At 63.4% G+C, this 26,502-nt stretch carries 24 protein-coding genes; 16 read left to right on the forward strand and 8 right to left on the reverse strand.

The features are described from left to right. The first annotated feature begins 55 nt into the window (after nucleotides 1-55). The 3 genes from aroC to ACUXVH_RS20740 are packed head-to-tail and all read left to right on the forward strand — an operon-like array spanning nucleotide 56 to nucleotide 2,875. A complete protein-coding gene (aroC, locus tag ACUXVH_RS20730) occupies nucleotides 56-1,147 on the forward strand; it encodes a chorismate synthase (RefSeq protein WP_065365444.1) in 1,092 nt (363 codons plus the stop codon). 34 nt (nucleotides 1,148-1,181) lie between these two features. After that, nucleotides 1,182-2,330 (forward strand): MFS transporter, encoded by a 1,149-nt coding sequence (locus tag ACUXVH_RS20735; RefSeq protein ID WP_065365445.1) that lies wholly within the window; start codon nucleotides 1,182-1,184, stop codon nucleotides 2,328-2,330. Further along, entirely contained in the window at nucleotides 2,330-2,875 is a 546-nt protein-coding gene (locus ACUXVH_RS20740) for a 1,2-dihydroxy-3-keto-5-methylthiopentene dioxygenase (RefSeq protein WP_065365446.1), read from the forward strand. Before ACUXVH_RS20735 ends, ACUXVH_RS20740 begins: the two co-directional genes overlap by 1 nt. 73 nt (nucleotides 2,876-2,948) lie before the next feature. Here ACUXVH_RS20740 and ACUXVH_RS20745 read toward each other — a convergent pair whose 3' ends face one another. Further along, entirely contained in the window at nucleotides 2,949-3,227 is a 279-nt protein-coding gene (locus ACUXVH_RS20745) for a DUF3509 domain-containing protein (RefSeq protein WP_019093389.1), read from the reverse strand. A 681-nt stretch (nucleotides 3,228-3,908) separates the two neighbouring features. Between ACUXVH_RS20745 and ACUXVH_RS20750 the strand changes: the two genes are divergently transcribed. The 5 genes from ACUXVH_RS20750 (at nucleotide 3,909) to ACUXVH_RS20770 (ending at nucleotide 9,685) form a co-directional block, all read left to right on the forward strand. Beyond that, nucleotides 3,909-5,747, forward strand: coding sequence for a long-chain-acyl-CoA synthetase (locus tag ACUXVH_RS20750; RefSeq protein WP_015636587.1), 1,839 nt, complete (start codon nucleotides 3,909-3,911; stop codon nucleotides 5,745-5,747). A 97-nt stretch (nucleotides 5,748-5,844) separates the two neighbouring features. After that, the gene (locus ACUXVH_RS20755) at nucleotides 5,845-6,363 is read left to right on the forward strand and encodes an ankyrin repeat domain-containing protein (RefSeq protein WP_011062613.1); all 519 of its coding nucleotides are present in this window, start codon (nucleotides 5,845-5,847) and stop codon (nucleotides 6,361-6,363) included. Between the two features lie 109 nt (nucleotides 6,364-6,472). Continuing rightward, nucleotides 6,473-7,003, forward strand: coding sequence for a hypothetical protein (locus ACUXVH_RS20760; RefSeq protein ID WP_015636586.1), 531 nt, complete (start codon nucleotides 6,473-6,475; stop codon nucleotides 7,001-7,003). A gap of 85 nt (nucleotides 7,004-7,088) precedes the next feature. Continuing rightward, on the forward strand, nucleotides 7,089-7,280 hold the full coding sequence (locus ACUXVH_RS20765; RefSeq protein WP_015636585.1) for a PLDc N-terminal domain-containing protein: 192 nt from the start codon (nucleotides 7,089-7,091) through the stop codon (nucleotides 7,278-7,280). A 317-nt stretch (nucleotides 7,281-7,597) separates the two neighbouring features. Further along, nucleotides 7,598-9,685, forward strand: a complete 2,088-nt coding sequence (locus ACUXVH_RS20770) for an LTA synthase family protein (protein WP_011062610.1) — start codon at nucleotides 7,598-7,600, stop codon at nucleotides 9,683-9,685. Between the two features lie 162 nt (nucleotides 9,686-9,847). Here the strand turns inward: ACUXVH_RS20770 and ACUXVH_RS20775 are convergent, their stop codons facing one another. Beyond that, a complete protein-coding gene (locus tag ACUXVH_RS20775; protein WP_007945780.1) occupies nucleotides 9,848-10,000 on the reverse strand; it encodes a DUF3309 family protein in 153 nt (50 codons plus the stop codon). A gap of 308 nt (nucleotides 10,001-10,308) precedes the next feature. Between ACUXVH_RS20775 and ACUXVH_RS20780 the strand changes: the two genes are divergently transcribed. Together ACUXVH_RS20780 and ACUXVH_RS20785 are read left to right on the forward strand one after the other, a co-directional pair. Further along, a complete protein-coding gene (locus ACUXVH_RS20780) occupies nucleotides 10,309-11,124 on the forward strand; it encodes an SDR family oxidoreductase (RefSeq protein WP_011062608.1) in 816 nt (271 codons plus the stop codon). A 65-nt stretch (nucleotides 11,125-11,189) separates the two neighbouring features. Next, nucleotides 11,190-11,522: a YnfA family protein gene (locus ACUXVH_RS20785; RefSeq protein WP_011062607.1), complete on the forward strand. Its 333-nt coding sequence runs from the start codon at nucleotides 11,190-11,192 to the stop codon at nucleotides 11,520-11,522. Nucleotides 11,523-11,558: 36 nt separating this feature from the next. Here the strand turns inward: ACUXVH_RS20785 and ACUXVH_RS20790 are convergent, their stop codons facing one another. The 5 genes from ACUXVH_RS20790 to mnmC form a co-directional block, all read right to left on the reverse strand. Beyond that, nucleotides 11,559-11,786 (reverse strand): YheU family protein, encoded by a 228-nt coding sequence (locus ACUXVH_RS20790; protein WP_011062606.1) that lies wholly within the window; start codon nucleotides 11,784-11,786, stop codon nucleotides 11,559-11,561. 84 nt (nucleotides 11,787-11,870) lie between these two features. Beyond that, nucleotides 11,871-13,055, reverse strand: a complete 1,185-nt coding sequence (locus ACUXVH_RS20795; protein WP_015636583.1) for an osmoprotectant NAGGN system M42 family peptidase — start codon at nucleotides 13,053-13,055, stop codon at nucleotides 11,871-11,873. Between the two features lie 125 nt (nucleotides 13,056-13,180). Further along, entirely contained in the window at nucleotides 13,181-14,926 is a 1,746-nt protein-coding gene (ngg, locus tag ACUXVH_RS20800; RefSeq protein ID WP_065365447.1) for an N-acetylglutaminylglutamine synthetase, read from the reverse strand. Between the two features lie 3 nt (nucleotides 14,927-14,929). Then, nucleotides 14,930-16,702, reverse strand: coding sequence for an N-acetylglutaminylglutamine amidotransferase (locus ACUXVH_RS20805; RefSeq protein ID WP_011062603.1), 1,773 nt, complete (start codon nucleotides 16,700-16,702; stop codon nucleotides 14,930-14,932). 203 nt (nucleotides 16,703-16,905) lie between these two features. Further along, nucleotides 16,906-18,882, reverse strand: a complete 1,977-nt coding sequence (gene mnmC / locus ACUXVH_RS20810) for a bifunctional tRNA (5-methylaminomethyl-2-thiouridine)(34)-methyltransferase MnmD/FAD-dependent 5-carboxymethylaminomethyl-2-thiouridine(34) oxidoreductase MnmC (RefSeq protein ID WP_065365448.1) — start codon at nucleotides 18,880-18,882, stop codon at nucleotides 16,906-16,908. A gap of 148 nt (nucleotides 18,883-19,030) precedes the next feature. On the opposite strand from mnmC, the gene pap reads away from it, so the two are divergent. The 3 genes from pap (at nucleotide 19,031) to ACUXVH_RS20825 (ending at nucleotide 22,939) form a co-directional block, all read left to right on the forward strand. After that, nucleotides 19,031-20,545, forward strand: coding sequence for a polyphosphate:AMP phosphotransferase (pap, locus tag ACUXVH_RS20815; RefSeq protein WP_065365449.1), 1,515 nt, complete (start codon nucleotides 19,031-19,033; stop codon nucleotides 20,543-20,545). 102 nt (nucleotides 20,546-20,647) lie between these two features. Further along, nucleotides 20,648-21,832, forward strand: coding sequence for a thiolase family protein (locus tag ACUXVH_RS20820; protein ID WP_065365450.1), 1,185 nt, complete (start codon nucleotides 20,648-20,650; stop codon nucleotides 21,830-21,832). A gap of 147 nt (nucleotides 21,833-21,979) precedes the next feature. Then, nucleotides 21,980-22,939 (forward strand): DMT family transporter, encoded by a 960-nt coding sequence (locus tag ACUXVH_RS20825; RefSeq protein WP_019093385.1) that lies wholly within the window; start codon nucleotides 21,980-21,982, stop codon nucleotides 22,937-22,939. Nucleotides 22,940-23,012: 73 nt separating this feature from the next. Here the strand turns inward: ACUXVH_RS20825 and ACUXVH_RS20830 are convergent, their stop codons facing one another. Further along, nucleotides 23,013-24,407, reverse strand: a complete 1,395-nt coding sequence (locus ACUXVH_RS20830) for a class II fumarate hydratase (protein ID WP_011062598.1) — start codon at nucleotides 24,405-24,407, stop codon at nucleotides 23,013-23,015. 194 nt (nucleotides 24,408-24,601) lie between these two features. Between ACUXVH_RS20830 and ACUXVH_RS20835 the strand changes: the two genes are divergently transcribed. From ACUXVH_RS20835 to trhO, 3 genes are all read left to right on the forward strand, one after another. Continuing rightward, the gene (locus ACUXVH_RS20835; protein ID WP_015636579.1) at nucleotides 24,602-25,117 is read left to right on the forward strand and encodes a DUF2059 domain-containing protein; all 516 of its coding nucleotides are present in this window, start codon (nucleotides 24,602-24,604) and stop codon (nucleotides 25,115-25,117) included. 12 nt (nucleotides 25,118-25,129) lie between these two features. After that, nucleotides 25,130-25,429 carry a BolA family protein gene (locus ACUXVH_RS20840; protein WP_011062596.1) on the forward strand — a complete coding sequence of 100 codons (300 nt, stop codon included), beginning with the start codon at nucleotides 25,130-25,132 and terminating at the stop codon, nucleotides 25,427-25,429. Between the two features lie 102 nt (nucleotides 25,430-25,531). After that, a complete protein-coding gene (gene trhO, locus ACUXVH_RS20845; RefSeq protein WP_065365451.1) occupies nucleotides 25,532-26,473 on the forward strand; it encodes an oxygen-dependent tRNA uridine(34) hydroxylase TrhO in 942 nt (313 codons plus the stop codon). Nucleotides 26,474-26,502: the final 29 nt, after the last annotated feature.

Below are 26,502 nucleotides of genomic sequence, written 5' to 3' on the forward strand. Positions count from 1 at the left end.
GCGCACGCGCTAATCCAGATTGAGTTATTTCGGCTGATTTCACGGAGCTCCCTGCATGTCCGGCAATACCTACGGCAAGCTGTTCACTGTCACCACCGCGGGCGAAAGCCATGGTCCGGCGTTGGTCGCCATTGTCGACGGCTGCCCGCCGGGCCTGGAACTGACGCTGGAGGACCTGCAGCGTGACCTGGACCGGCGCAAGCCTGGCACCAGCCGCCACACCACCCAGCGCCAGGAACCCGACGAGGTCGAGATCCTCTCCGGGGTGTTCGAAGGCAAGACCACCGGCTGTTCCATCGGCTTGTTGATCCGCAACACCGATCAGAAGTCCAAGGACTATTCGGCGATCAAGGACCTGTTCCGCCCGGCTCACGCCGACTACAGCTATCACCACAAGTACGGCATCCGCGACTACCGTGGTGGCGGCCGCAGCTCGGCCCGGGAAACCGCCATGCGCGTGGCGGCCGGGGCCATTGCCAAGAAGTACCTGGCCAGCCAGGGCATCGTGATTCGCGGCTACATGAGCCAGCTGGGCCCGATCGAGATTCCCTTCAAGACCTGGGATTCGGTAGACAACAACGCCTTCTTCAGCCCTGATCCGGACAAGGTTGCGGAACTGGAAGCCTATATGGACCAGTTGCGTCGAGACCAGGATTCGGTCGGAGCGAAGATCACTGTGGTGGCCGAAGGGGTGATGCCGGGCCTGGGCGAGCCGATTTTCGATCGCCTGGACGCCGAGCTGGCCCATGCGCTGATGAGCATCAACGCGGTCAAGGGCGTGGAGATCGGCGCCGGTTTCGCCTGCGTTGCCCAGCGCGGCACCGAGCACCGTGACGAACTGACCCCGCAAGGTTTCCTCAGCAATAACGCCGGCGGCATTCTGGGCGGCATCTCCTCGGGGCAGCCGATCGTCGCTCACCTGGCGCTCAAGCCGACCTCCAGCATTACCACCCCCGGGCGCTCCATCGATATCGACGGCAACCCGGTGGACGTGATCACCAAGGGGCGCCACGACCCGTGCGTGGGCATTCGCGCCACGCCGATCGCCGAGGCGATGATGGCCATCGTGCTGATGGATCACCTGCTGCGCCACCGCGGCCAGAATGCCGACGTGCGCGTCAGCACGCCGGTGCTGGGCCAGCTGTAATGCCGGTCCTGCCAGTCGCCACAGTCTGAAGGCCGTGGCGGCACTTCCCTACTGGCGGCTTTCCAGTTTCTACCTGTTCTATTTCGCGCTGCTGGGCTCGACCGCGCCATTCCTGGCGCTGTATTTCGATCACCTGGGGTTCTCCAGTGCGCGCATCGGCGAACTGGTGGCCATTCCCATGCTCATGCGCTGCGTGGCGCCCAACCTTTGGGGTTGGCTGGGGGACTACACCGGGCGGCGCCTGGCGATCGTGCGTTTTGGTGCGTTCTGCACCCTGGTCTGTTTCTCCCTGATCTTCGTCGACAAGAGCTATGCCTGGCTGGCCATGGTCATGGCCCTGCATGCTTTTTTCTGGCACGCGGTGCTGCCGCAGTTCGAAGTGATCACCCTGGCGCACCTGCAAGGCCAGGCCTCGCGCTACAGCCAGATCCGCCTCTGGGGCTCCATCGGCTTCATTCTTACCGTGGTGGTCCTGGGGCGTTTGTTCGAGTGGTTGAGCCTGGACATCTACCCGGTAGCGCTGGTGGTGATCATGGCGGGCATCGTCCTCAGCAGCCTGTGGGTGCCTAACGCCCAGCCTCGGGTGCAGGGGCCGCGGCACGCCGGGGAGGGCTTTGTCAGGCAACTGCGCAGCCCCGGTGTGCTGGCCTTCTACCTGTGCGTGGCACTGATGCAGATGAGCCACGGCCCCTATTACACCTTCCTGACTCTGCACCTGGAGCGCCTGGGCTATACCCGCGGGGTGATCGGCATGCTCTGGGCCCTGGGTGTGGTGGCCGAAGTGTTGATGTTTCTGGCGATGAGCTGGCTCCTGGCGCGCTTTTCCGTGCGGCGGGTGCTGCTGGCGAGCTTCCTGCTGGCAGCTCTGCGCTGGTTGCTGCTGGGCAGCCTGGCGGAACACCTCGGGGTGCTGTTGTTGGCTCAGGTGCTGCACGCGGCGACCTTCGGCAGTTTCCACGCCGCCGCCATTCATTTTGTGCAGCGCAGTTTCGGTGCCCGCCAGCAAGGCCAGGGCCAGGCGTTGTACGCGGCCCTGGCGGGAACCGGGGGCGCCCTGGGGGCCCTGTATTCGGGTTATAGCTGGAATGCCCTGGGCCCCACATTGACCTTTAGTATTGCCAGCGTCGCAGCCTTGGCCGCAGCCGTTATCATTGCCACCCGCATGCAAGAGGAGTTGCCGTAATGAGCAGCCTGTCCGTCTACCACGTATCCAGTCCGGATCTGCCGAACAAGGTCCTGACCCACTTCGACGATATCGCTGCAACCCTGGCCGAGCAGGGGATTCGTTTCGATCGCTGGCCTGCCACCACGCGTGTTGCGCCGGGCACCGGCCAGCAAGAAGTGATAAGCGCCTATCAGGAGCAGGTCGATCGCCTGATGACCGAGGGTGGCTACGCCAGTGTGGATGTCATCAGCCTCGATGAAGACCATCCGCAGAAGGCCGAGCTGCGCGCCAGCTTTCTCGATGAGCACCGCCACAGCGAGGATGAAGTACGTTTCTTCGTTGCGGGCCGGGGCCTGTTCAACCTGCACATCGATGACTATGTGTACGCCGTACTGTGCGAAAGGAATGACCTGATCTCGGTGCCGGCGGGCACCGCCCATTGGTTCGACATGGGCGAGCGGCCGAACCTGGTGGCCATCCGCATGTTCAACAACCCCCAGGGCTGGAACGCCAGCCTGACCGGCGACGCGATCGCCAGCCAGTTCCCGCGCCTGGACGATTGAGCGGGGAGCACAACGTCAACGGGCTGGACCCACGCAAGGTGGGGCCGGCCCGGACAGGTGCAGCGCAAGCGGCTTACGCGGAGTGGTAAGTCGGCAGGGCAAAGCGGTTCTGGCTTTGCAGCATGGAGATCTGTGGCAACTCACTGGCCTGTTCGGCCAAGTCCCGACGAATTGCGCTGATGACCCACGACAGTTGGTCGGCGGCGTGCAACTGTGCGTAGGAGATCGAACGCTTGAACTGTTTGCCTTCGCTGTTGCGCAGGGTCAACAGGATGCCACCGTCAGGGCGTGGCTGGGTGGTCACTTCGAAGTTGGAGAACAGGGAAGAAAATTTTTCTTGGATCAGGCTCATGTCTATCAGCTCCGTTAGCTCTTGAAGGGCAAGCGTGGAGTGATAGGTGCAGCGATTGTGCCAGTATTGTTTTTTTAAAATATCCTTTAAAAACAACAACTTATAAAAATCAAAAAAGCGCCTGTTCGTGCAAATTGCATGAATGGCCATCGTGCATCCTGCATTTTGCAGGTCCGCAGGGGGTGTTGGCGTGTGCCGTGGCAGTGTTGTGACCGCGGGCCAGGGTGGAAAATTCAATCGTTGAAGCGGGGACAAGTACGCTGCGTGGGGAGACCGAGGGTAGATACAAAAGTTTGCAAAAACCCCGTGTACAGCGTCGCGAGAGCTGACGTATTTTCCAGCCAGTCACGTTGGTTCAACCTGGCCTCGGCGGCCCCGCGAAAGCGGCTTGAACGGCGTTTCTGCGACATGGAATGTGTTGTGGCGCGATCTTGCGATCCCGCCCGACCAATAATAAGAACATAGGACGCTCTCCATGAACCTTTCCTGCGCCTCATCGCCGGTGCTCTTTGCAGCCCTGCGCTTGTCCTGCCTTCATCCCTTTGCGAGAGATATCCACAGCTCCCGCGTGCCGCTCGCCGCACCCTGGATCGCTACCCCCGGTTGAGCCTTGCGCCGCTGTTGCCAACGCCCGGCCGGCCAGGCCCGGGCCCAGATCCTTGCTGTGCAACCGGAGCAACCATGAACAAGCACAAGAGCGACATGATCACCTGGGGCATGATGCTGCGTAAGGTGCCCTCCATTGCCAGGGCACTGCCGCGGGTGGTGCGGGGCATGAAGGCGGGCAATATCGACAACCCGGACCAGCCCTGCGGCCTGGGCTGGAGCTTTGAGCAGGCGACCCTGCGCAACCCCGAGGGGCCGGCCTTGCTGTACGGTGATCGGGTGCTCAGTTATGCACAGGTCAATCAATGGGCCAACCGCATTGCTGCCTACCTGCAGGAGCAGGGCATCGGCAAGGGTGATGTGCTGGCGATCTTCATCGAGAACCGCCCGGAATTGCTGGTCACGGTGCTGGCGGTGGCCAAGCTTGGAGGCATTTGCGCGATGCTCAACACCGCGCAGACCCAGGGCGTGCTGGCGCACAGCCTGGCGTTGGTGAAACCGGCGGCGATCATCCTCGGCGGCGAGCTGCAGGCCGCTTACTCGGCGGTACGCGAGCAGGTGGGCATCGATCCGCAGCGCACCTGGTTCGTGGCCGATCAGGACACCTTTGCCGACCCCGGGCCGACCCCCGAGGGAATGCGCAACCTGATGGCCGAGAGCGCCGGTTACCCATCGGACAACCTGGCGCAGACCCAGCGCATCTTCCTCAACGACCCTTGCTTCTACATCTACACCTCCGGCACCACGGGGTTGCCCAAGGCCGGGATCTTCAAGCATGGTCGCTGGATGCGCACCTCTGCCGGCTTCGGCACCATCGCCCTGGATATGCAGCCCGGCGACGTGGTGTATTGCACCTTGCCGCTGTACCACGCCACCGGTCTGTGCGTGTGCTGGGGTTCGGCGATTACCGGCGCCTCGGGCTTTGCCATCCGCCGCAAATTCAGCGCCAGCCAGTTCTGGGATGACGTGCGCCGCTACAAGGCCACGACCGTGGGTTATGTCGGGGAGTTGTGCCGCTACCTGATCGACCAGCCGGCTTGCGCACGGGATACCGAGCACGGGGTCTCGAAGATGATCGGCAACGGGCTGCGCCCGGGCGTCTGGAGCGAGTTCAAGCAACGTTTCGGCGTCGGTCATATCTGTGAGTTGTATGCCGCCAGCGACGGCAATATCGGTTTCAGCAACATCCTCAACTTCGACAATACAGTGGGCTTTTCCCTGATCCCCTGGGCGCTGGTGGAATACGCCCACGATACCGGTGCGCCACTACGCAACAGCCAGGGCTTCATGCAGAAGGTAGCCAAGGGTGGCCAGGGGCTGCTGCTGGCGAAGATCGACGACAAGGCGCCCCTGGATGGCTACACCGACCCGGAAAAGAACCTCAAGGTGATTCTCAAGGACGTATTCGAGAAGGGCGACTGCTACTTCAACACCGGCGATCTGCTGCGCGATATCGGCTTTGGCCATGTGCAGTTCGTCGACCGGCTGGGAGATACCTATCGCTGGAAGGGCGAGAACGTTTCCACCACCGAGGTGGAGAACGTCCTGCTGGGGCACCCGCAGGTTGCCGAGGTGGTGGCCTATGGGGTCGAGATCCACAACACCAACGGTCGGGCCGGGATGGTGGCGATCACTCCGGCAGAATCCCTGGCGACCCTGGATTTCAGCGAGTTGCTGCAGTTCGCCCGGCAGCAGTTGCCGGCCTACGCAGTGCCGCTGTTCCTGCGGATCAAAGTGAAGATGGACACCACCGGCACCTTCAAGTACCAGAAGAGTCGCCTCAAGGAGCAGGCATTCGATCTGCAGCAAATCGGTGACGAGCCGGTGTATGCCTGGTTGCCGGGCTCGGATACCTACGTGCGGCTGACCCCGCAGATTCTCGCGGACATTCAGGGTGGGCGCCTGCGTTATTGATTCTGCCTATGGTGGCTCTCGGGAAAAAAGGGATGACAGGCTGGCGCCGGCTTGGGGAAACTAGCGCCTTTCCGAATTGCCGAACCTGGAGTTTCCGATGACCGACAAAAGCCGCCAGATGACTGAAGAAGAGGCCGCCCAGTTTGTCGAACAGGTGTTCAACGTGGCCCGCCAGGGCGACGCACAGATGCTCGACAAGCTGGCTGCCAGTGGCCTGCCGGTCAACCTGCGCAATCACAAGGGCGACACGTTGCTGATGCTCGCCGCCTATCACGGCCATGTGGATGCGGTGCAGGTACTGCTCAAGCACCAGGCCGACCCCGAGATCCGCAACGACAACGGCCAGAGCCCGATTGCCGGGGCTGCCTTCAAGGGCGACTTGGCGGTGGTCAAGGCGCTGGTGGAGGGGGGCGCCCAGGTGGAAGGCTCGTCCTTCGACGGACGTACCGCGCTGATGATGGCGGCGATGTTCAATCGCACGGAAATCGTCACCTACCTGATCAGCCAGGGCGCCGACCCCAAGGCCCGCGACAGCAATGGCGTGAGTGCCCTGGAAGCGGCCAAGACCATGGGCGCCATGGATACCACGGCGCAGCTGGAAAAACTCCTGGCCTGAGGCGGCGATGATCGGGGTGCGCGGGCGTCAGGTACTGCCTGGCGTGATAGCTCGGGCACTTTAGGCTATCCTTCGCGCCCCTTGATTTCCTCGCTTCCAGGATGTGCCCATGAAAACCGCCCTTATCGAACTCATTAGCAAGATCAGCTCCGGGTGCATGGGCGATGCCGAGATCCAGCAGATCGCCGAGGAGGCGAGCCAGGCCTACGCCGACCCTCAGGGATTCCTGGCAGCCAACCCGGATATCAACTACGACGACAGCTTCCCCATTCCCCTGGGGGAATGGGTGGTGGTCGGCAGTCTGCCGGAAACCGTGTTGTTTCAGGCCGATACCTATGTCGACCTGTTCGCCCAGATCGTCGCCTCGTTCGGCAAGGACGTGGCTTTCAACATCAAGCCCAAGCAGTTGGCCAAGATCGAAGCCCTGACGGCCTTGAACCGCATCCAGATCCAGATGGGCAGCATGAACCCGGAAAACGGCGGCTATGTGTTGATGAATTTCAGCCAGTTGCTGGATGACGAGTTGCAGATGGTACTGGTCTACGGCAACGACGTGCCGCGGGTGCTGGAGTTGTGCGCCGAGGTCGGGATCGCCGCAGCGCCGGCCCTGGAGGCCTTGAAGATCGCCGTTCATGTCTGAAGCCCGAGCGGCTGTGGAATAAAACGGAACCCTGATCCAGCACGGCTATCCTAAAGAGGCACGCCATCATTTAGGGAGCGACACCATGGGTTCCACCTTCAATGGCCTGGTTGGCCTGATCATTCTGGCCCTGGATATCTGGGCCATCATCAACGTACTCAAAAGCGGCGCCGAAACCGGGATGAAGGTCCTCTGGGTGCTCTTGATCATTCTCCTGCCGGTGCTGGGGCTGATCATCTGGGCGATCGCCGGGCCGCGAGGCAATGTGCGGCTCTGAAGCTGGAGACGCAGGTTGCACAGGGAAAAGGGCCGTCAGGCCCTTTTTTGTGTGACTAAACATGCGTTGAACGAAATTTTCACAAACGCTCTAAGACAATTCGCCGGCGCTTTTTCCCCGGTATAACTCTCTGCAATCTCTTGTCCCAGAGCCGTTGGCAGTGGGTTTTTCGGTGCTGCCCACTAATCAATGGCAATGCCTTGAGTGATCGTGCAACATTTGCGCACCGCGAATTCCCCCGTCGCCCTGGCGGCAACAAGAGGGCAGAACGCAGCTTTATCTTTGCAACTTAAACTTCCAATGGGTCCTAAAACCACATGGCAAACTCGGATGCCCTGAGTCAGCAGCGATCCTCGAATCGCCTGCTGCAACCGACCGTTAAATCCCATCTGGCCTACACGCTGTTGTGCGCCCTGGTCATGATGGTGATGCTTTCCCTGTTGCGCGTCGCGCTGCTGATCTACAACCGCGAGATGATTCTCGACACTCCGGCCTCGACCTTCCTCGAAGCGTTTGCCAACGGGCTGCGTTTTGACCTGCGGCTGGTGGTCTACCTCAGCGTACCGCTGCTGCTGGCGCTGTTCAGCGCCCGGGCCATGGCGGCTCGCGGGGTGTTGCGCTTCTGGCTGACAGTCACCTCCAGCATCGCGCTGTTCCTCGGCCTGATGGAGATGGACTTCTACCGAGAGTTCCACCAGCGCCTCAACGGCCTGGTCTTCCAGTATGTGAAGGAAGACCCGAAAACCGTGATGAGCATGCTCTGGTACGGCTTCCCGGTGGTCCGCTACCTGCTGGCCTGGGCCGTGGGCACCTGGATCCTGAGCCTGGCATTCAAGGGGGCCGACCGCGCCACCCGGCCCCGCGGCCCGTTCAGCGGCGGCAATGTCGGCACCCGGCAGATTGCCCCCTGGTATGCGCGCATTGCGGTGTTCGTGGTGTGTCTGCTGATCTGCGTGGTTGCAGCCCGTGGCACTCTGCGCCAGGGCCCGCCGATGCGTTGGGGGGACGTCTACACCACCGAATCCAACTTCGCCAACCAGTTGGGCCTCAATGGCACGCTGCAACTGATGGCGGCGGCCAAGGATCGTCTGTCCGAGGACCGCACCAATATCTGGAAGGCCACCTTGCCTCAGCCTCTGGCGCAGCAGACCGTGCGCGACATGCTGCTGGTGCCGAGTGACAAGCTGGTGGATGCCGACATCGCCGCTGTACGCCGCACCTACACGCCGGATGGGGAAAAGACCCTGCCGATCAAGAACGTCGTGGTGATCCTGATGGAAAGCTTCGCCGGGCATTCGGTGGGCGCCCTGGGACGTCCGGGGGAGATCACTCCGTACTTCGACAAACTGTCCAAGGAAGGCCTGCTGTTCGACCGCTTCTTCTCCAACGGCACCCACACCCACCAGGGCATGTTCGCCACCATGGCGTGCTTCCCCAACCTGCCTGGCTTCGAATACCTGATGCAGACCCCGGAAGGCAGCCACAAGCTGTCCGGCCTGCCGCAATTGCTCAGTGCTCGCAACTACGATGACGTGTATGTCTACAACGGCGATTTCGCCTGGGACAACCAGTCGGGGTTCTTCAGCAACCAGGGCATGACCAACTTCATCGGCCGTAACGACTTCGTCAATCCGGTGTTCTCCGACCCGACCTGGGGCGTGTCCGACCAGGACATGTTCAACCGCGGCCTGGAAGAGTTGAAGGCCCGGGAAGGCAAGGGGCCGTTCTATGCCCTGCTGCAGACCCTGTCCAACCACACGCCGTATGCCCTGCCCACGCCTTTGCCGGTGGACAAGGTGACCGACCGCGGCAGCCTCAACGAACACCTGACGGCCATGCGCTACTCCGACTGGGCCCTGGGCCAGTTCTTCGAGAAAGCGCGCAAGGAGCCTTACTTCAAGGAAACCCTGTTCGTGGTAGTGGGCGACCATGGCTTCGGCAACGAGCAGCAGATCACCGAAATGGACCTGGGGCGCTTCAACGTGCCCATGCTGATGATCGCTCCGGGCATCCAGGAAAAGTTCGGCCAGCGTGACCACACCGTGGGCACCCAGATCGACATCGTGCCCACCATCATGGGCCGCCTGGGTGGCGACGTACTGCACCAGTGCTGGGGGCGCGACCTGCTCAACCTGCCGGAAGGCGACAAGGGCTTCGGCGTGATCAAGCCTTCGGGCAGTGACCAGACCGTAGCGCTGCTGACGGCGGACCGGGTGCTGGTACTGCCCAAGGAAATGCCGCCACGGCTGTACAAGTACGAACTGGGTTCGGCACCGGGGGGCGAACTGATCCCGGATTCTGCCGATGAGGCGCAGCTCAAGCAGAAGCTGGAATCCTTCCTGCAGACGGCGACCAAGAGCTTGCTCGACAACACCGCAGGCGTGGTCAACGGGAAACCGGACTAAACGCTGTAGCGCCGGCCCTGTCATGCGGGGTTGGCGCAAGTTGCCCGCGTGAATAAAACACCCCACAAGTGGGGTGTTTTTTATTCAGGCTTATAAAAAGGCGCCGGTGAAGACCGGCGCCTTTTTACGTGCAAACATACTCTGGGGCGAGCAATAAGGGCGTTATATCCTGCCCAGCAGCAAGAGTACCAACAGCACCACCAGCACGACGCCAATGATTCCTGAAGGCCCATAACCCCAGCTTCTGGAGTGCGGGAATACTGGCAGGCCGCCAATCAGCAGCAGAATCAGAATAACGATCAGAATGGTGCCCATGGCTGTTTCCTTATTGGAATAGAGTTGAACAACGCAGTTATTCAAGGACAAGTTCGTTTTAGGGATAAAGCGAACCGCTTAATAAATCCGACTCTGCGCCCTTCCAGAAAATTCCAAGTATTTTTAAAGCTTTCCGCTTTCGGTCTTATTTCCTTTGCGCCTGCCCAGAGCAGGGGGGGCGGATGACAGGTCGGGGGCACCGGGCCGGCGGTTTGCCCGGGGCATTCAGCACCCTGATGGTGCGTGGGTGGCGCAGGGGCCTTCGCTACACTGCGGCTCATCTTCCCCGGAACAACAAGGCAACTCTTATGCAAAATCGCATGATGATCACTGGCGCCGGCTCCGGCCTGGGTCGCGAAATCGCTTTGCGCTGGGCCCGCGAGGGCTGGCGGCTGGCCTTGTCCGATGTCAGCGAGGCGGGCCTGCAGGAAACCCTGAAACTGGTGCGTGCAGCCGGTGGTGACGGTTTTGTGCAGCGTTGCGATGTGCGTGACTACAGCCAGTTGACCGCCTTCGCTCAGGCCTGCGAGGTGAAGTTCGGCGGCATCGACATCATCGTCAACAACGCCGGCGTGGCCTCTGGCGGGTTCTTCAGCGAACTGTCGCTGGAGGATTGGGACTGGCAGATCGCGATCAACCTGATGGGGGTGGTCAAGGGCTGCAAGGCCTTCCTGCCGCTGCTGGAGCAGAGCAAGGGCAAGATCATCAATATCGCTTCCATGGCGGCCTTGATGCAGGGCCCGGCCATGAGCAACTACAACGTGGCCAAGGCCGGAGTGGTGGCGCTTTCCGAGAGCCTGTTGATCGAGCTCGCGCAGCAGGAAATCGGCGTGCATGTGGTCTGCCCGTCGTTCTTCCAGACCAACCTGCTGGACTCCTTCCGGGGGCCGACCCCGGCCATGAAGGCCCAGGTGGGCAAGTTGCTGGAAAACTCGCCGATCACCGCCGCCGAGATCGCCGACTACATCCATGCCCAGGTCGATGCCGGCCAGTTCATGATCCTGCCCCATGAGCAGGGCCGTATGGCCTGGGCCCTGAAGCAGAAAAATCCCCAGGCGCTGTACGACGAAATGACCCTGATGGCCGACAAGATGCGCGCCAAGGCCAAGCAAAGCGCCAGTTGAGCTTGCCCAATCCCCCTGGGCGTCGTTAGGGTTGCCGGCATCCGACAATCCTGACGAGTTCCTGCATGCTCAATTACCTGTGGTTCTTCCTCGCCGCGCTGTTTGAAATCGCCGGCTGCTATGCGTTCTGGATGTGGCTGCGTCAGGGCAAGAGTGCCTTGTGGGTGATTCCCGCGCTGGTCAGCCTGACCCTGTTCGCCCTGTTGCTGACCAAGGTCGAGGCCACCTACGCCGGGCGCGCCTATGCCGCCTACGGAGGCATCTATATCGTCGCTTCGATTGGCTGGCTGGCAGTGGTGGAGCGGGTACGGCCCCTGGGTTCGGATTGGCTGGGGCTGGCGCTGTGCGTGATCGGGGCCAGTGTGATTCTGTTCGGCCCGCGCTTTTCCAATGGCTGAATAACCCGGCCCAGAGAAGCTGGGCCGGGGGTAGGGTCAGTCGAACAGCTCCTTGGGCACATCGTGCTTGAGCATCAGTTGGCACTGTTCGCTGTCCGGATCGAAGACGATTACCGCCTGGCCCTTGGTCAAGGCCTGGCGCACCCGCAGCACACGGGTCTCCAGGGGCGTTTCATCACCGTTGTCGGTGCCCTCGCGGGTCACGAAGTCCTCGATCAGGCGGGTCAGGGTGTCGACTTCAAGTTGGTCGTGGGGAATCAGCATGGGGGCCTCCGGCAAACAATCCGGGATCCTACTGCGCCCGGGGCCGTGCCGCCAGCCAGGGCGTGCACAAACTCCGGGGCGGGTTCAGGATTTCTGCCCCACCAGGCTGTCCACCGAGGGCACCCGGGTATCGCTTTCCATTTGTGCATCGTGCTCCAGTTGATGGCTGAAGCGGTCCAGTGAGCCCTGGGCCGGTTGCGCGTCGCTGGCAAATACCGGCGGGCTGAGGATGTAGGCCCCCAGCAGGCGGCTGAGTGCCGCCAGGCTGTCGATATGAGTGCGCTCATAGCCGTGGGTGGCGTCGCAACCGAAGGCCAGCAGCGCAGTGCGGATGTCGTGGCCGGCGGTGACCGCCGAATGGGCGTCGCTGAAGTAGTAGCGGAACAGGTCGCGACGCACCGGCAACTCGTGTTCGCCGGCCAGGCGCAGCAGGTGGCGGGACAAGTGATAGTCGTAGGGGCCACCGGAGTCCTGCATGGCCACGCTCACCGCATGTTCGCTGGAGTGCTGGCCCGGGGCGACCGGGGCAATGTCGATGCCGACGAACTCGCTGACGTCCCAGGGCAGGGCCGCTGCCGCACCACTGCCGGTTTCTTCGGTGATGGTGAATAGCGGATGGCAGTCGATCATCAGCGGCTCGCCGCTGTCGACTATGGCCTTGAGCGCGGCCAGCAGCGCGGCGACACCGGCCTTGTCGTCCAGGTGCCGGGCGCTGATATGGCCGCTTTCGGTGAACTCGGGCAAGGGGTCGAAGGCAACAAAGTCACCCACGCCTATCCCCAGGGATTCGCAGTCGGCGCGGGTGGTGCAGTAGGCATCCAGGCGCAGCTCGATGTGGTCCCAACTGATGGGCAGTTCGTCCACCGCGGTGTTGAAGGCGTGCCCGGAGGCCATCAGCGGCAGGACGCTGCCGCGCAACACGCCGTTGTCGGTGAACAGGCTGACCCGGCTGCCCTCGGCAAAGCGGCTGGACCAGCAGCCCACCGGGGCCAGGGTCAGGCGGCCGTTGTCCTTCACCGCGCGCACGCTGGCGCCAATGGTGTCCAGGTGCGCCGAGACGGCCCGGTCCGGGCTGTTCTTCTGGCCCTTGAGGGTGGCGCGAATGGTGCCGCGACGGGTCAGCTCGAAGGGGATGCCCAGTTCTTCAAGGCGTTCGGCGACATAGCGCACGATGGTGTCGGTAAAGCCGGTGGGGCTGGGAATGGCGAGCATTTCCAGGAGGACTTTCTGCAGGTAGGCGAGGTCGGGTTCGGGAATCTTGCGGGTCATGGAAACTCCTGATGAGAAACGGCCATCGATGGTTTCGATGAGGGCATGGATGGAGGGCCTGGGGCGCCTTCGCTGCCAAGCCGGCTCCTACCAGTGAGGGTAGGAGCCGGCTTGCCGGCGAAGGATCACGGCGCCGGTTGGCTGTGGGGAAACAGCAGGTCGACAAAACGTTCGGCGGTGGGTTGCGGTTCGTGATTGGCCAACCCGGCGCGTTCGTTGGCTTCGATGAACACGTACTCGGGCTGATCCGCCGCCGGCACCATCAGGTCCAGGCCCACCACGGGAATGTCCAGGGCACGGGCTGCGCGGATGGCGGCGTCGGCCAGGGTCGGATGAAGGATGCCGGTGACGTCTTCCAGAGTGCCGCCGGTGTGCAGGTTGGCGGTGCGCCGTACAAACAGCCGCTCCCCGGCGGCCAGTACGCTGTTGTAGTCGTAGCCGGCGGCATGCAGGGTGCGCTGGGTCTCCTGGTCCAGGGGGATTTTGCTCTCGCCGCCGGTGGCCGCCTGGCGGCGACGGCTGCGGGCTTCGATCAGCGCGCCGATGGAGTGCTGACCATCACCGATGATTTCCGCGGGACGGCGGATAGCCGCTGCCACCACTTCAAAGCCGATCACCAGGATGCGCAGGTCCAGGCCTTCGTGGAAGCTTTCCAGCAATACCCGGCTGTCAAAGCGGCGGGCGTGGTCGATGGCCTTTTGCACCTCTTCGATGGTCCGCAGGTCCACCGCCACGCCTTGCCCCTGTTCGCCATCCAGGGGCTTGACCACCACCCGCTGGTGCTCGTCGAGAAAGCCCAGGTTGTCATCGGCGTTGCCCGCCAGTTGCTGCGCCGGCAGGTTCAAGCCAGCACCCTTGAGCACCTTGTGGGTCAGGCTCTTGTCCTGGCACAGGCTCATGCTGATGGCGCTGGTGAGATCGCTCAGCGATTCCCGGCAGCGTACCCGGCGACCGCCGTGACTGAGGGTGAACAGCCCGGCGTCGGCGTCATCCACCTGAACATCGATGCCCCGGCGATGTGCTTCCTCGACGATGATCCGCGCATAGGGGTTGAACTCCGCCTGGGGCCCGGGGCCGAGGAACAGCGGCTGGTTGATGCCGTTCTTGCGCTTGATGGCGAAGGTCGACAGGGTGCGAAACCCGAGTTTGGCGTAGAGGTTCTTGGCCTGGCGGTTGTCGTGCAGCACCGACAGGTCGAGGTAGCTCAGGCCGCGGCTCATGAAGTGTTCGATCAGGTGGCGCACCAGCACTTCGCCGACGCCCGGGCGACTGCAGTCGGGGTCCACTGCCAGGCACCAGAGGCTGCTGCCGTGTTCCGGGTCCTGGTAGGCCTTGTGGTGATTGAGGCCCATGACGCTGCCGATCACCGCGCCGCTGTCTTCGTCCTCGGCCAGCCAGTACACCGGCCCGCCCTGATGGCGCGGGGTCAGCAGTTGCGGGTCGATGGGCAGCATGCCGCGGGCCTGGTACAGATGGTTGATGGCTTGCCAGTCGGCTTCGCTCTGGGCGCGACGGATGCGGAAACCGCGAAATACCCGAGTGGCCTGGCGGTAATCGCTGAACCACAGGCGCAGGGTATCGGAAGGGTCGAGGAACAGTTGCGCCGGTTCCAGCCCGAGCACCTGTTGCGGCGCTGCCACATACAGGGCGATGTCGCGCTCGCCAGGTCGCTCGTTGAGCAACTCCCCGGCCAGGCTGGTGGGGTCGGGAAAGGTATGGCCGATCAGCAGGCGACCCCAACCGCAATGTACCGCGATAGGTTCGCACCCGGGTTCGCTGCCGTCTTCGGCGAAGCGCGCCTGCAGGCGTTCATAGGACGGCGCCTGGCCGCGCAGCAGGCGTTGGCTGTAAGCCGTGGCGTGAGCTTTCATCGGTCAGATTCCTTGTTCGCTGAGCCACAGGTTCAATGCCGCCAGTTGCCACAGCTTGGAGCCGCGCAAGGGCGTCAGCTGGCCCTGGGGATCGGTCAGCAGGCGGTCGAGCATGGCCGGCTTGAACAGGCCGCGATCCTGGCTCGGGTCCAGCAGCAGTTCGCGTACCCAGTCCAGGGTCGCGCCCTGCAAGTGCTTGAGGCCCGGCACCGGGAAGTAGCCTTTCTTGCGGTCGATCACCTCGCTGGGGATCACCAGCCGCGCAGCTTCCTTGAGCACCTGCTTGCCGCCGTCCGGCAACTTGAAGCGCGCCGGCACCCGGGCCGAAAGCTCCACCAGGCGGTAGTCGAGGAACGGCGTGCGCGCCTCCAGGCCCCAGGCCATGGTCATGTTATCCACACGCTTGACCGGGTCATCCACCAGCATCACCGTGCTGTCCAGGCGCAGGGCCTTATCCACCGCGGCGTCGGCGCCGGGCTGGGCGAAATGCTCGCGGACAAAATCCCCGGCGGCATCGTTGGCGGTCAGCCACTGCGGTTGTACGGTGGCCGCGTAGTCGTCGTAGCTGCGGTCGAAGAAGGCCGCACGGTAGGCCGCGTAGGGGTCGCTGGCGCCGTCCACCTGCGGGTACCAGTGGTAGCCGGCAAAGAGTTCGTCGGCGCCCTGGCCGCTTTGCACTACCTTGCAGTGCTTGGCCACTTCCCGGGACAGCAGGTAGAAAGCGATGCAGTCGTGGCTGACCATCGGCTCGCTCATGGCCCGAAAGGCCGCGGGCAACTGTTCGATGATTTCACGTTCATCGATGCGCAACTGGTGATGCCGGGTGCCGTAGTGCCGGGCAATCAGGTCGGAGTACTGGAACTCGTCGCCCCGCTCGCCACCGGCGTCCTCGAAGCCGATGGAGAAGGTCGACAGGTTGTCCACCCCGACCTCTCGCAGCAGGCCCACCAGCAAGCTGGAGTCGACACCGCCGGACAGCAGCACGCCCACATCCACCGCTGCCCGTTGGCGGATGGCCACCGCTTCACGGGTGCTGTCCAGCACCCGGTCACGCCAGTCTTCCAGAGTCAGGTTGGTTTCGTCGGCACGGGGGCCGTAGGGCAGGGTCCACCAGGTCTGTTGCTCGGTGCGGCCGTCGGCCTCGATACGCATCCAGGTGGCCGGCGGCAGTTTTTCGATGCCTGCCAGCAGGGTTCGCGGTGCTGGCACCACGGCATGGAAGTTCAGGTAGTGGTTGAGCGCCACGGGGTCGAGCAACGGGTTGATGTCGCCACCTTTGAGCAACGCCGGCAGGGCCGAGGCGAAGCGCAGGCGCTGGCCGGTGCGCGACAGGTACAGCGGCTTGACCCCGAGGCGGTCGCGGGCGATGAACAGGCGCTGGGCATCGCGCTCCCAGATGGCGAAGGCGAACATGCCGTTGAGCTTGGGCAGCAGGTCCGCGCCCCAGGCGTGGTAGCCCTTGAGCAACACCTCAGTGTCGCCGCCGGAATAGAAGGCATAACCCTTGGCTTCCAGTTCGGCGCGCAGTTCGGGGAAGTTGTAGATCGCGCCATTGAAGGCCAGGGACAGGCCCAGTTGGTTGTCGACCATGGGCTGCGCCGAACCGTCCGAAAGGTCCATGATTTTCAGCCGTCGATGGCCGAGGGCAATCGGGCCCTGGCTGTGAAAGCCCCAGGCGTCCGGGCCGCGAGGGGCCAGGTGGTGGGTGATTCGTTCAACCGCTGCCAGGTCGGCAGGTTGATGATCAAAGCGTAATTCGCCAGCTAGTCCGCACATAAGTCCTTACCGGTTTTTCCGTTGGGGAGAGTCAATCTGCCGCCGTCAAAAGGGCGGCTACCTGGAAACTGACCTGTGCGTAACTCGGGAGTTTTAGATCGATCGGTTATAAGCAGTTGAGTGGGGGCAGACGGTTGGATGTAGCGCTTGGTGCTGGCCAGCGGCCATTGGCGGCGCTGGAAAATCAGCGCCGCCGCTCTGCTTCAGGCCTTGCCGCGAATCAGGCGACGTAGGGCAAAACGGTTCGGATGGCAGGCTTCGGCCACGCTTCTGGGCAGGGGCAGGGGCTCGTTTTCCAGCCAGGCGGCCAGCAGCTCGCCGGACAGCGGCGCGGTGATCAGCCCACGGGAACCGTGGCCACTGTTGATGTACAGGCCGTCGAGCCAGGGGCAGGGCAGGTCCGGCACTTGGCGCGCATCCTTGCCCAGGGCGGCGTAGGTTTCGGCAAAGGCAAGCGGGTCCGCCAGGGGGCCGACGATAGGCAGGTAGTCCGGGCTGGTGCAGCGAAAGGCCGCGCGGCCTTGCAGGCTGTCCAGGGGCAGTTGCTCGGCACCCAGGCGGTGCAGCAGGTCGCTGGAGATTTCCCGCAGCATCTCCAGGTTGCCGGCATGCTCGGCGCTGGTGGGGGTCAGGTCCTGGCTCTTGAAGTCGAAACTGGCGCCCAGGGTGTGTTCCCCCAGGCGCGCGGGGGCGACGTAGCCTTCGGCGCAGACCACCGTGGCCAGGCTCTGGCTTTGTGCGGTCTGGGGCAGGCGGGTGATCTGCCCGCGAATGCGCTTGAGGGGCAGATCGGCGCTGGCCGGGAAGCGCTTGATCTCGGCCGCACCGGCGAGGATCACCACCGCGGCGCTGGCCAGCATCCGGTCGCCGTCCCAGGCTTGCCATTGCTCATCGACCCGGCGCAGTTCCAGGACTTCCCGGTGTGCCAGGACCTGGATCCGCGGGTGGCTGGCCTGCCATTGGCACAGGGCCGGCGGATGCACCCAGCCACCTTCGGGGTAGAACAGGCCTCCGTGCTCAAGGCCGATACCGGCCTGTGCCTGGGCTTGGGGTTGGTCCAGCAGGTGCAGCAGGTCGGCGGGAAAAGCCGCGGCCAGTTGGGCCTGGCGCTCGGCTTCCTTGGCGTTGAAGGCAAGTTGCAGCACGCCGCAGCCATCCCAGTCCTGGCCGCGCTGCAGGTGCTCCAGTTGGCGCCGGGTATAGCCGAAGCCGCTGAGGATCATCTGCGACAGGGCGGTGCCGTGGGCCGAGAGCTTGAGGTAGAGCACGCCCTGGGGATTGCCCGAGGCCTCCCGGGCCAGCTCTGCATGACGCTCCAGCAATTGCACCTGCCAGCCGCGGGCGGCCAGGCTGGCGGCGCTGGCACAACCGGCCAGCCCGCCGCCGATCACCAGGGCGGTCTTCTCTTGCCGCGGGGGGCGGGCGAACCAGGGCCTGGCCCTGGCCGGCGCCGGCGCATCCTCCGGCCAGCCGAGGAACTCGCCTCGCAGTACCTCCCATTTGTGGCCGATGCCCGGGGTACGTTTCATCTTGAAGCCGGCACTGTTCAGCAGCCGGCGCACCCAGCCGGTGCTGGTGAAGGTACTCATAGTGGAACCCGGGGCGGCCAGGCGCGCCAGTTCGGCGAAGAGCTCGGCGGTCCACATGTCGGGGTTCTTGGCCGGTGCGAAACCGTCGAGAAACCAGGCATCGACCTGGGCGTCCAGTTGCGGCAGTTGCTCCAGGGCATCGCCGATCAGCAGGGTCAGGGTCACTCGCCCGCCCTCCAGCACGATGCGCTGGAAGCCGCCATGCACTGCCACGTACTGCTGCAGCAGCGGTGCAGAGAAGCTCGCCAGTTCCGGCCACAGGGCCAGGGCCCGTTGCAGGTCGGCAGGGCTCAAGGGGTACTTTTCCACACTGACGAAATGCAGCCGGGCACCGGTCGGGGCCTGTTGCTGGAACAACTGCCAGGCGCAGAGAAAGTTCAGCCCGGTGCCGAAGCCGGTTTCACCGATAACGAAGCGTTCGCCATCGGTCAGGGCGGCAAAGCGCTGGCCCAGGCGGTTCTGTTCGATGAACACGTGGCGGGTTTCATCCAGGCCCGATTCGCTGGAGAAGTACACATCGTCGAAGACCCGCGAGCGCGGGCGTCCTTGGTCGTCCCAGTCGAGCTGGGCGTGGGGCAGTTCAGGGATCATGTTCGGCTCATGTTGCGCAAGGCGGCCATTCTAGCCGATCGCGCCGGCGGCGCTTGATCCATGGCAAGGCGCTGCAGGTTCGGGGATTTGTTTTCCCTGGCCGAGGTCGATCCGCTAGTCTTGGAAAATTCTTGGAAGGGAGCCACCCATGTTCGAATCCGCTGAAATCGGTCACGCCATCGACAAAGAAACCTACGATGCCGAGGTGCCGGCGTTGCGCGAGGCCTTGCTCGAAGCCCAGTTCGAACTGCGCCAGAAGGCGAACTTTCCGGTGATCGTGCTGATCAACGGGATCGAGGGCGCGGGCAAGGGCGAGACGGTCAAGCTGCTCAACGAATGGATGGACCCGCGGCTGATCGAGGTGCGCACCTTCGACCAGCAGACCGACGAGGAACTGTCGCGGCCACCGGCCTGGCGCTACTGGCGGATGCTTCCGGCCAAGGGGCGTATGGGGGTGTTCTTCGGCAACTGGTACAGCCAGATGCTGCAGAGCCGGGTCCATGGCGAGATCAAGGATCCGCGCCTGGACCAGGCGATCAACGGCGCCGAGCGCCTGGAGAAGATGCTCTGCGATGAAGGCGCACTGATCTTCAAGTTCTGGTTCCACCTGTCCAAGAAACAGATGAAGGCCCGCCTCAAGGCGTTGCAGGACGACCCGCTGCACAGCTGGCGCATCAGCCCGCTGGACTGGCAGCAGTCAGAAACCTACGACAAGTTCGTCAAGTACGGCGAGCGCGTGCTGCGCCGCACCAGCCGCGACTATGCGCCCTGGCACGTGATCGAGGGCGTCGATCCGCATTACCGCAGCCTTACCGTGGGGCGGATTCTCCTGGAAGGGCTGCAAAACGCGCTGAACCGCCAGCCCCTGCGAGCCACCCAGGTCAACGCGGCGCCACTGCCTCCGGCGGTGGATCAGCTCAGTCTGCTGGACAGCCTGGACATGACCCAGCACCTGGACAAGGACGACTACGAAGAACAACTGATTACCGAACAGGCGCGCCTGGCCGGCCTGCTGCGGGACAAGCGCATGCGCAAGCACGCCCTGGTGGCGGTGTTCGAAGGCAACGACGCGGCGGGCAAGGGCGGGGCCATCCGCCGGGTCGCGGCGGCCCTGGACCCGCGCCAGTACAGCATCGTGCCGATTGCCGCGCCCACGGAAGAGGAGCGCGCCCAGCCCTATCTCTGGCGTTTCTGGCGGCATATCCCGGCCCGGGGCAAGTTCACCATCTTCGATCGTTCCTGGTACGGCCGGGTGCTGGTGGAGCGCATCGAGGGCTTCTGCAGCCCCGCCGACTGGTTGCGGGCCTACAGCGAGATCAACGACTTCGAGGAGCAGTTGGCCGATGCCCGGGTGATCGTGGTCAAGTTCTGGCTGGCCATCGACAAGGACACCCAGCTAGAGCGCTTCCAGGCCCGGGAGGAGATTCCCTTCAAGCGTTTCAAGATCACCGAGGACGACTGGCGCAACCGCGACAAGTGGGACGATTACCGCGCTGCCGTCGGCGACATGGTCGACCGCACCAGCACCGAGGTGTCGCCCTGGACTCTGGTGGAGGCCAACGACAAGCGCTGGGCCCGGGTCAAGGTTCTGCGCACCATCAACCGCGCCCTGGAAGCCGCGTTCGAGCGCTCGGACAAGCACGACAAGAAAGACAAGAAGTAGGTCGATGGTCGCGCATACGCCCAGTGAATGATTGTCGCGGCGGGACAGGAGGGGGATCTATGCTCGATGCTCTTCCTGCCGCCAACAACAATGAGGTGCGTCATGCGTGAAGTGGTGATCGTCGACAGCGTACGGACTGGCCTGGCCAAGTCCTTTCGGGGCAAGTTCAACCAGACCCGTCCGGATGACATGGCTGCCCACTGCGTCAATGCGCTGCTCGCCCGCAATGGCATCGACCCGGCCAGTGTCGAGGACTGCATCGTCGGCGCCGGCTCCAATGAAGGAGCCCAGGGTTTCAACATAGGGCGCAACGTCGCGGTGCTCTCGGCCCTGGGCACCGGCACCGCGGGGATGACCCTCAACCGCTTCTGTTCCTCGGGCCTGCAGGCGATCGCCATCGCCGCCAACCAGATCGCCTCCGGCTGCAGCGACATCATCGTGGCCGGTGGCGTCGAATCCATCAGCCTGACCATGAAGAGCGTCAACACCGAAAACCTGGTCAACCCGCTTCTCAAGGAGCAGGTACCGGGCATCTACTTCCCCATGGGCCAGACCGCCGAAGTGGTGGCCCGGCGCTACGGTGTCAGCCGCGAAGCCCAGGACCGCTACTCCCTGCAAAGCCAGCAGCGTACCGCCCAGGCCCAGGCCGCCGGCCTTTTCAGCGACGAGATCGTGCCGATGACGGTCAAGTACAAGGTCGAGGACAAGAACACCGGTGAGGTGCAGATCCTTGATGGCGTGGTGGACCGCGACGATTGCAACCGCCCCGACACCACCCTAGAAAACCTAGCGGCGTTGAAGCCGGTGTTTGCCGACGACGGTTCGGTGACGGCGGGCAATTCCTCGCAGCTGTCCGACGGTGCTTCGATGACCCTGGTGATGAGCCTGGAGCGGGCCCTGGCCCTGGGGCTCAAGCCCAAGGCGTTCTTCCGCGGCTTTACCGTGGCCGGCTGCGAGCCGGACGAGATGGGTATCGGCCCGGTGTTCTCGGTGCCCAAGCTGCTCAAGGCCAAGGGCCTGAGCGTGGCTGACATCGATCTTTGGGAGCTCAATGAAGCGTTCGCTTCCCAGTGCCTGTATGCCCGCGACCGCCTGGAGATCGACAACGCCCGTTACAACGTCAATGGCGGCTCGATCTCCATCGGCCACCCGTTCGGCATGACCGGCTCGCGTCAGGTCGGGCATCTGGTGCGCGAGCTGCAGCGGCGCAACCTGCGCTATGGCATCGTCACCATGTGCGTGGGCGGCGGCATGGGGGCCGCGGGGTTGTTCGAGGCGGTACGCTAGGTTTCGCTTCGTCGGCAAGCCGGCTCCCGTGGGGCCGGTTTGCGACCTGCACAATCCTGTTTGCGCTTTGTCGCCAACTGTCTCTGTGTCGGCTGCCGGCGCGGGCCTAGTATGTGAGCCTTGCTCGTAAGGCCTTGTGGGGTTCGCATGCACGTCTCGTCCGGTCGCTGGGTCTATGGTCTGTTCCTGGCCTTATTGACCGCGCTGTTGTGGGGCATCCTGCCCATCAAGCTCAAGCAGGTACTGCAAGTGATGGACCCGGTCACCGTGACCTGGTTTCGCCTGACGGTGTCCGGTGGCTGCCTGCTGGCCTACCTGGCGGCGGTGGGGCGCCTGCCACGCTGGCGAGTGCTGGGGCCCAAGGGTATCTGGCTGGTGCCGATCTCGGTCTGTGGCCTGGTAGGCAATTACGTGCTGTACCTCATGGGCCTCAATCTGTTGAGCCCGGGCACCGCGCAACTGGTGGTGCAGATGGGGCCTATCCTGCTGTTGATCGCCAGCCTGTTCGTATTCAAGGAGCGGTTCAGCCTCGGCCAGGGCCTGGGGCTTCTGGTGCTGCTGATCGGCTTTGGGCTGTTCTTCAATCAGCGCCTGAGCGAACTGCTGACTTCCCTGAGCGACTACACCGCGGGGGTCCTGACCATTCTTGCCGCTTCCGCGGTCTGGACCTTCTACGCCCTGGGCCAGAAGCAACTGCTGAGCGTGTGGAATTCCCTGCAGGTAATGATGGTGATCTACCTGTTCTGCGCCTTGTTGCTCACCCCTTGGGCTCACCCGCTGGAGGCGCTGGAGTTGAACCCGTTGCAGGGTTGGCTGTTGCTGGCGTGCTGCCTCAATACCCTGATTGCCTATGGCGCCTTTGCCGAGGCTCTGGCCCATTGGGAAGCGTCGCGGGTCAGCGCGACCCTGGCCATTACGCCGCTGGTGACCTTTGTCGCGGTGGCTTGGGCAGCCTGGCTCTGGCCCGAGTATGTGCAGGCAGAGCAGATCAATGGCCTGGGCTATGGCGGGGCGCTGCTGGTGGTGCTGGGGTCGGCGCTGACGGCACTGGGTCCGTCGTTGATGGCGGGGTTGCGAGCGAGGCGGCAGCGGATTGCGGCGGGCTGAGCTTCGCTGGCGAGCCAGCTCCTGCAGTCGGGTTGTGGCAGGAGCTGGCTCGCTAGCGAAGGCGACTGCGGTCTTACCCCTGCTTCCCGGCCTCCAGCATGTTTTCCGGGCGGACCCAGGCATCGAACTGTTCATCGGTCAGGTACCCGAGTTCCAGCGCCGCCTCGCGCAGGGTCAGGTTCTCGGCATAGGCCTTCTTGGCGATCTCGGCGGCCTTGTCGTAGCCGATATGGGTATTGAGCGCGGTCACCAGCATCAGCCCGCGCTCCAGGTGCGCGGCCATCTGTTGCGGGTCAGGCTCCAGCCCGGCGATGCAATGGTGCTGGAAGTTGCTGCAGCCATCGGCCAGCAGGCGGATCGATTGCAGCAGGTTGTGGATGATCACCGGCTTGAACACGTTCAGTTGCAGGTGGCCCTGGCTGGCGGCAAAGCCGATGGTCACATCGTTGCCCATGACCTGGCAGGCCAGCATCGACAGGGCTTCGCACTGGGTCGGGTTGACCTTGCCGGGCATGATCGAGCTGCCGGGCTCGTTGGCGGGGAGCTTGACCTCGGCCAGGCCCGCCCGTGGCCCGGAGCCCAGCAGGCGCAGGTCGTTGGCGATTTTCATCAGGCACACGGCGAGGGTCTTCAGGGCGCCGGAAAGGCTGGTCAGCGGTTCATGGCCGGCCAGGGCGGCGAACTTGTTCGATGCCGTGACGAAGGGCAGGCCCGAGAGCGCCGCCAACTCGGCGGCGATGGCCTCGCCGAAACCGTGGGGTGAGTTGAGCCCGGTGCCTACCGCGGTGCCGCCCTGGGCCAGTTCGCAGACGGCCGGCAAAGCGCTGCGGATGGCGCGCTCGGCGTACCCCAGTTGGGCGATGAAGGCCGAGATTTCCTGGCCGAAGGTAATGGGGGTGGCGTCCATCATGTGGGTGCGACCGGTCTTCACCAGCTTCATGTGCCGCGCCGACAGCTCGGCCAGGCCGCCGGAGAGCTCGGTGATCGCTGGCAGCAACTGGAACTGCACCGCCTGGGCCGCCGCAATGTGCATGGCAGTGGGGAAGCAGTCGTTGGAGCTCTGCGAGCGATTGACGTGGTCATTGGGGTGCACCGGCGTCTTGCCGCCCCGAGGGTTGCCCGCCAGCTCGTTGGCCCGTCCAGCCAGCACTTCGTTGACGTTCATGTTGCTTTGGGTACCGCTGCCGGTCTGCCACACCACCAGAGGGAACTGGTCGTCATGCTCGCCCGCGAGCACTTCGTCGGCGGCCTGTTCGATCAGGCGGGCGATATCGGCAGGGATGTCGCCGTTGCGGTCGTTGACCCGCGCCGCGGCTTTCTTGATCAGGGCCAGGGCATGCAGCACCGCCAAGGGCATGCGTTCGTTGCCGATGGCGAAGTTGACCAGCGAACGTTGGGTCTGCGCGCCCCAGTAGGCTTCTTGCGGGACTTCAACCTGGCCCAGGCTGTCGGTTTCGATTCGGTTCATCGTGGCAATCCTCCTAGTCTGACAGGCCAGTTTAGGCCGTGATCCGCGGCTCGGGTTCCATGCCGGGGGTTTTTCCCCGCCATGGCCGAGCAAAACCGGGGGGGCGGTCGGCGTGGGGTTGAGGGACGCGGATTAATAGGCGCAGAATGGGCGCCCTTGGGGTTCTACCTCGCCTGCTAGATAAAGGAAACTCGATGACCCGTTTTCGTGCCATCTGTACCGCGGTTGTTCTGGTGTGTGCCAGCGGCCAGGTTCTTGCCGATACCGCCAGCCACAACGCCAGTGCCGAGGCCTTCCTGACCCTGGCCCATGCGGACAAGCTCGGTACCCCGGTGTACATGCAAGTTCAGCAAATGTTCGCCCAGCGCTTCGAGCAGACCAAAGCCCCGGAATCCAAGCGTGCCCTGCTGGAAACCTACCAGGCCAAGGCCAATGCCGCCCTGGACCAGGCCATTGGCTGGAACAAGCTGAAGCCGGACATGGTCAAGCTCTACACCAGCAATTTCAGCGAATCGGAGCTCAAGGAACTGGTGGCTTTCTATCAGTCGCCACTGGGCAAGAAAGTCCTGGAAAAAATGCCCCAGCTGACCCAGCAATCGGCGCAGATGACCCAGGCCAAGCTGGAAAGCGCGGTACCGGTGGTGAACAAGCTGCTGGCCGACATGACCGCCGAGCTCGAGCCCAAGGCTGCCCCGGCGAAGAAGAAGTAAGCGGAGCCCGCAATGACCATGCAACAACGTATCGAAGCGGCGCTCGGGGCATTGCAGCCCGAGCACCTGCAAGTGCTGGATGAAAGCCACATGCACAGCCGTGGCCTGGAAACCCACTTCAAGGCGGTACTGGTCAGCGAGCAGTTCGCCGGCCTCAACAGCGTCAAGCGCCATCAGAAGGTCTACGCCACCCTGGGTGAGCTGATGGGCCAGTTCCATGCGTTGGCGCTGCACACTTATACGCCTGAGGAATGGTCGAAGATCGGTGTGGCTCCGGCTTCGCCGACCTGTGCCGGTGGCAGTCAGCATTAACCGCGGTTTTTTTGTTAGAATCCGCAACGCGCCGCTTATGCCGGCGCGTTTTTTTTTGCATCCGGTTCACCCTTTACGAGGGTAGCCACCTGGAGATTACCCATGGCACAACCTATTGTCGTGGCGGCACTGTACAAGTTCGTCACCCTCGAAGATTACGTCAACCTGCGTGAGCCCCTGTTGCAGGCAATGCTCGACAACGGCATCAAGGGCACCTTGCTGATTGCCGAAGAAGGCATCAACGGCACGGTTTCCGGCAGCCGCGAAGGCATCGACGGGCTGCTGGCCTGGCTGAGGAACGACCCGCGCATGGTGGATATCGATCACAAGGAATCCTACTGCGACGAGCAGCCGTTCTACCGCACCAAGGTCAAGCTCAAGAAAGAGATCGTTACCCTGGGCGTGCCCGGCGTCGATCCCAACAAGAAGGTCGGGACCTACGTCGAGCCACAGGACTGGAACGCCCTGATCAGCGATCCGGAAGTGCTGCTGATCGATACCCGCAACGACTATGAAGTGTCCATTGGCACCTTCGAAGGCGCCATCGACCCCAAGACCACCAGCTTCCGCGAATTCCCGGACTACATCAAAGCCCACTTCGACCCGAGCAAGCACAAGAAGGTGGCGATGTTCTGCACCGGCGGCATCCGTTGCGAGAAGGCCTCGAGCTACATGCTCAGCGAAGGCTTCGACGAGGTGTTCCACCTCAAGGGCGGGATCCTCAAGTACCTCGAAGAGGTACCGCAGCAAGAGAGCAAATGGCAGGGCGACTGCTTTGTGTTCGATAACCGGGTCACCGTGCGCCACGACCTGAGCGAAGGCGACTACGATCAATGTCATGCCTGCCGTACTCCAGTGAGCGTCGAGGATCGTGCATCCGAGCACTATGTGCCTGGTATCAGCTGCCCGCACTGCTGGGACAAGCTGAGCGAGAAGACCCGCCGCAGTGCCATCGACCGGCAGAAGCAGATCGAATTGGCCAAGGCTCGCAACATGCCGCACCCGATTGGTTACAACTACAAGCAATCTTCTTCCGAGGCTTGAGCCATGTCTGCCCGCCTGCTCTATGTGAT

It is taken from the genome of Pseudomonas sp. 8(2025) (assembly GCF_052665325.1).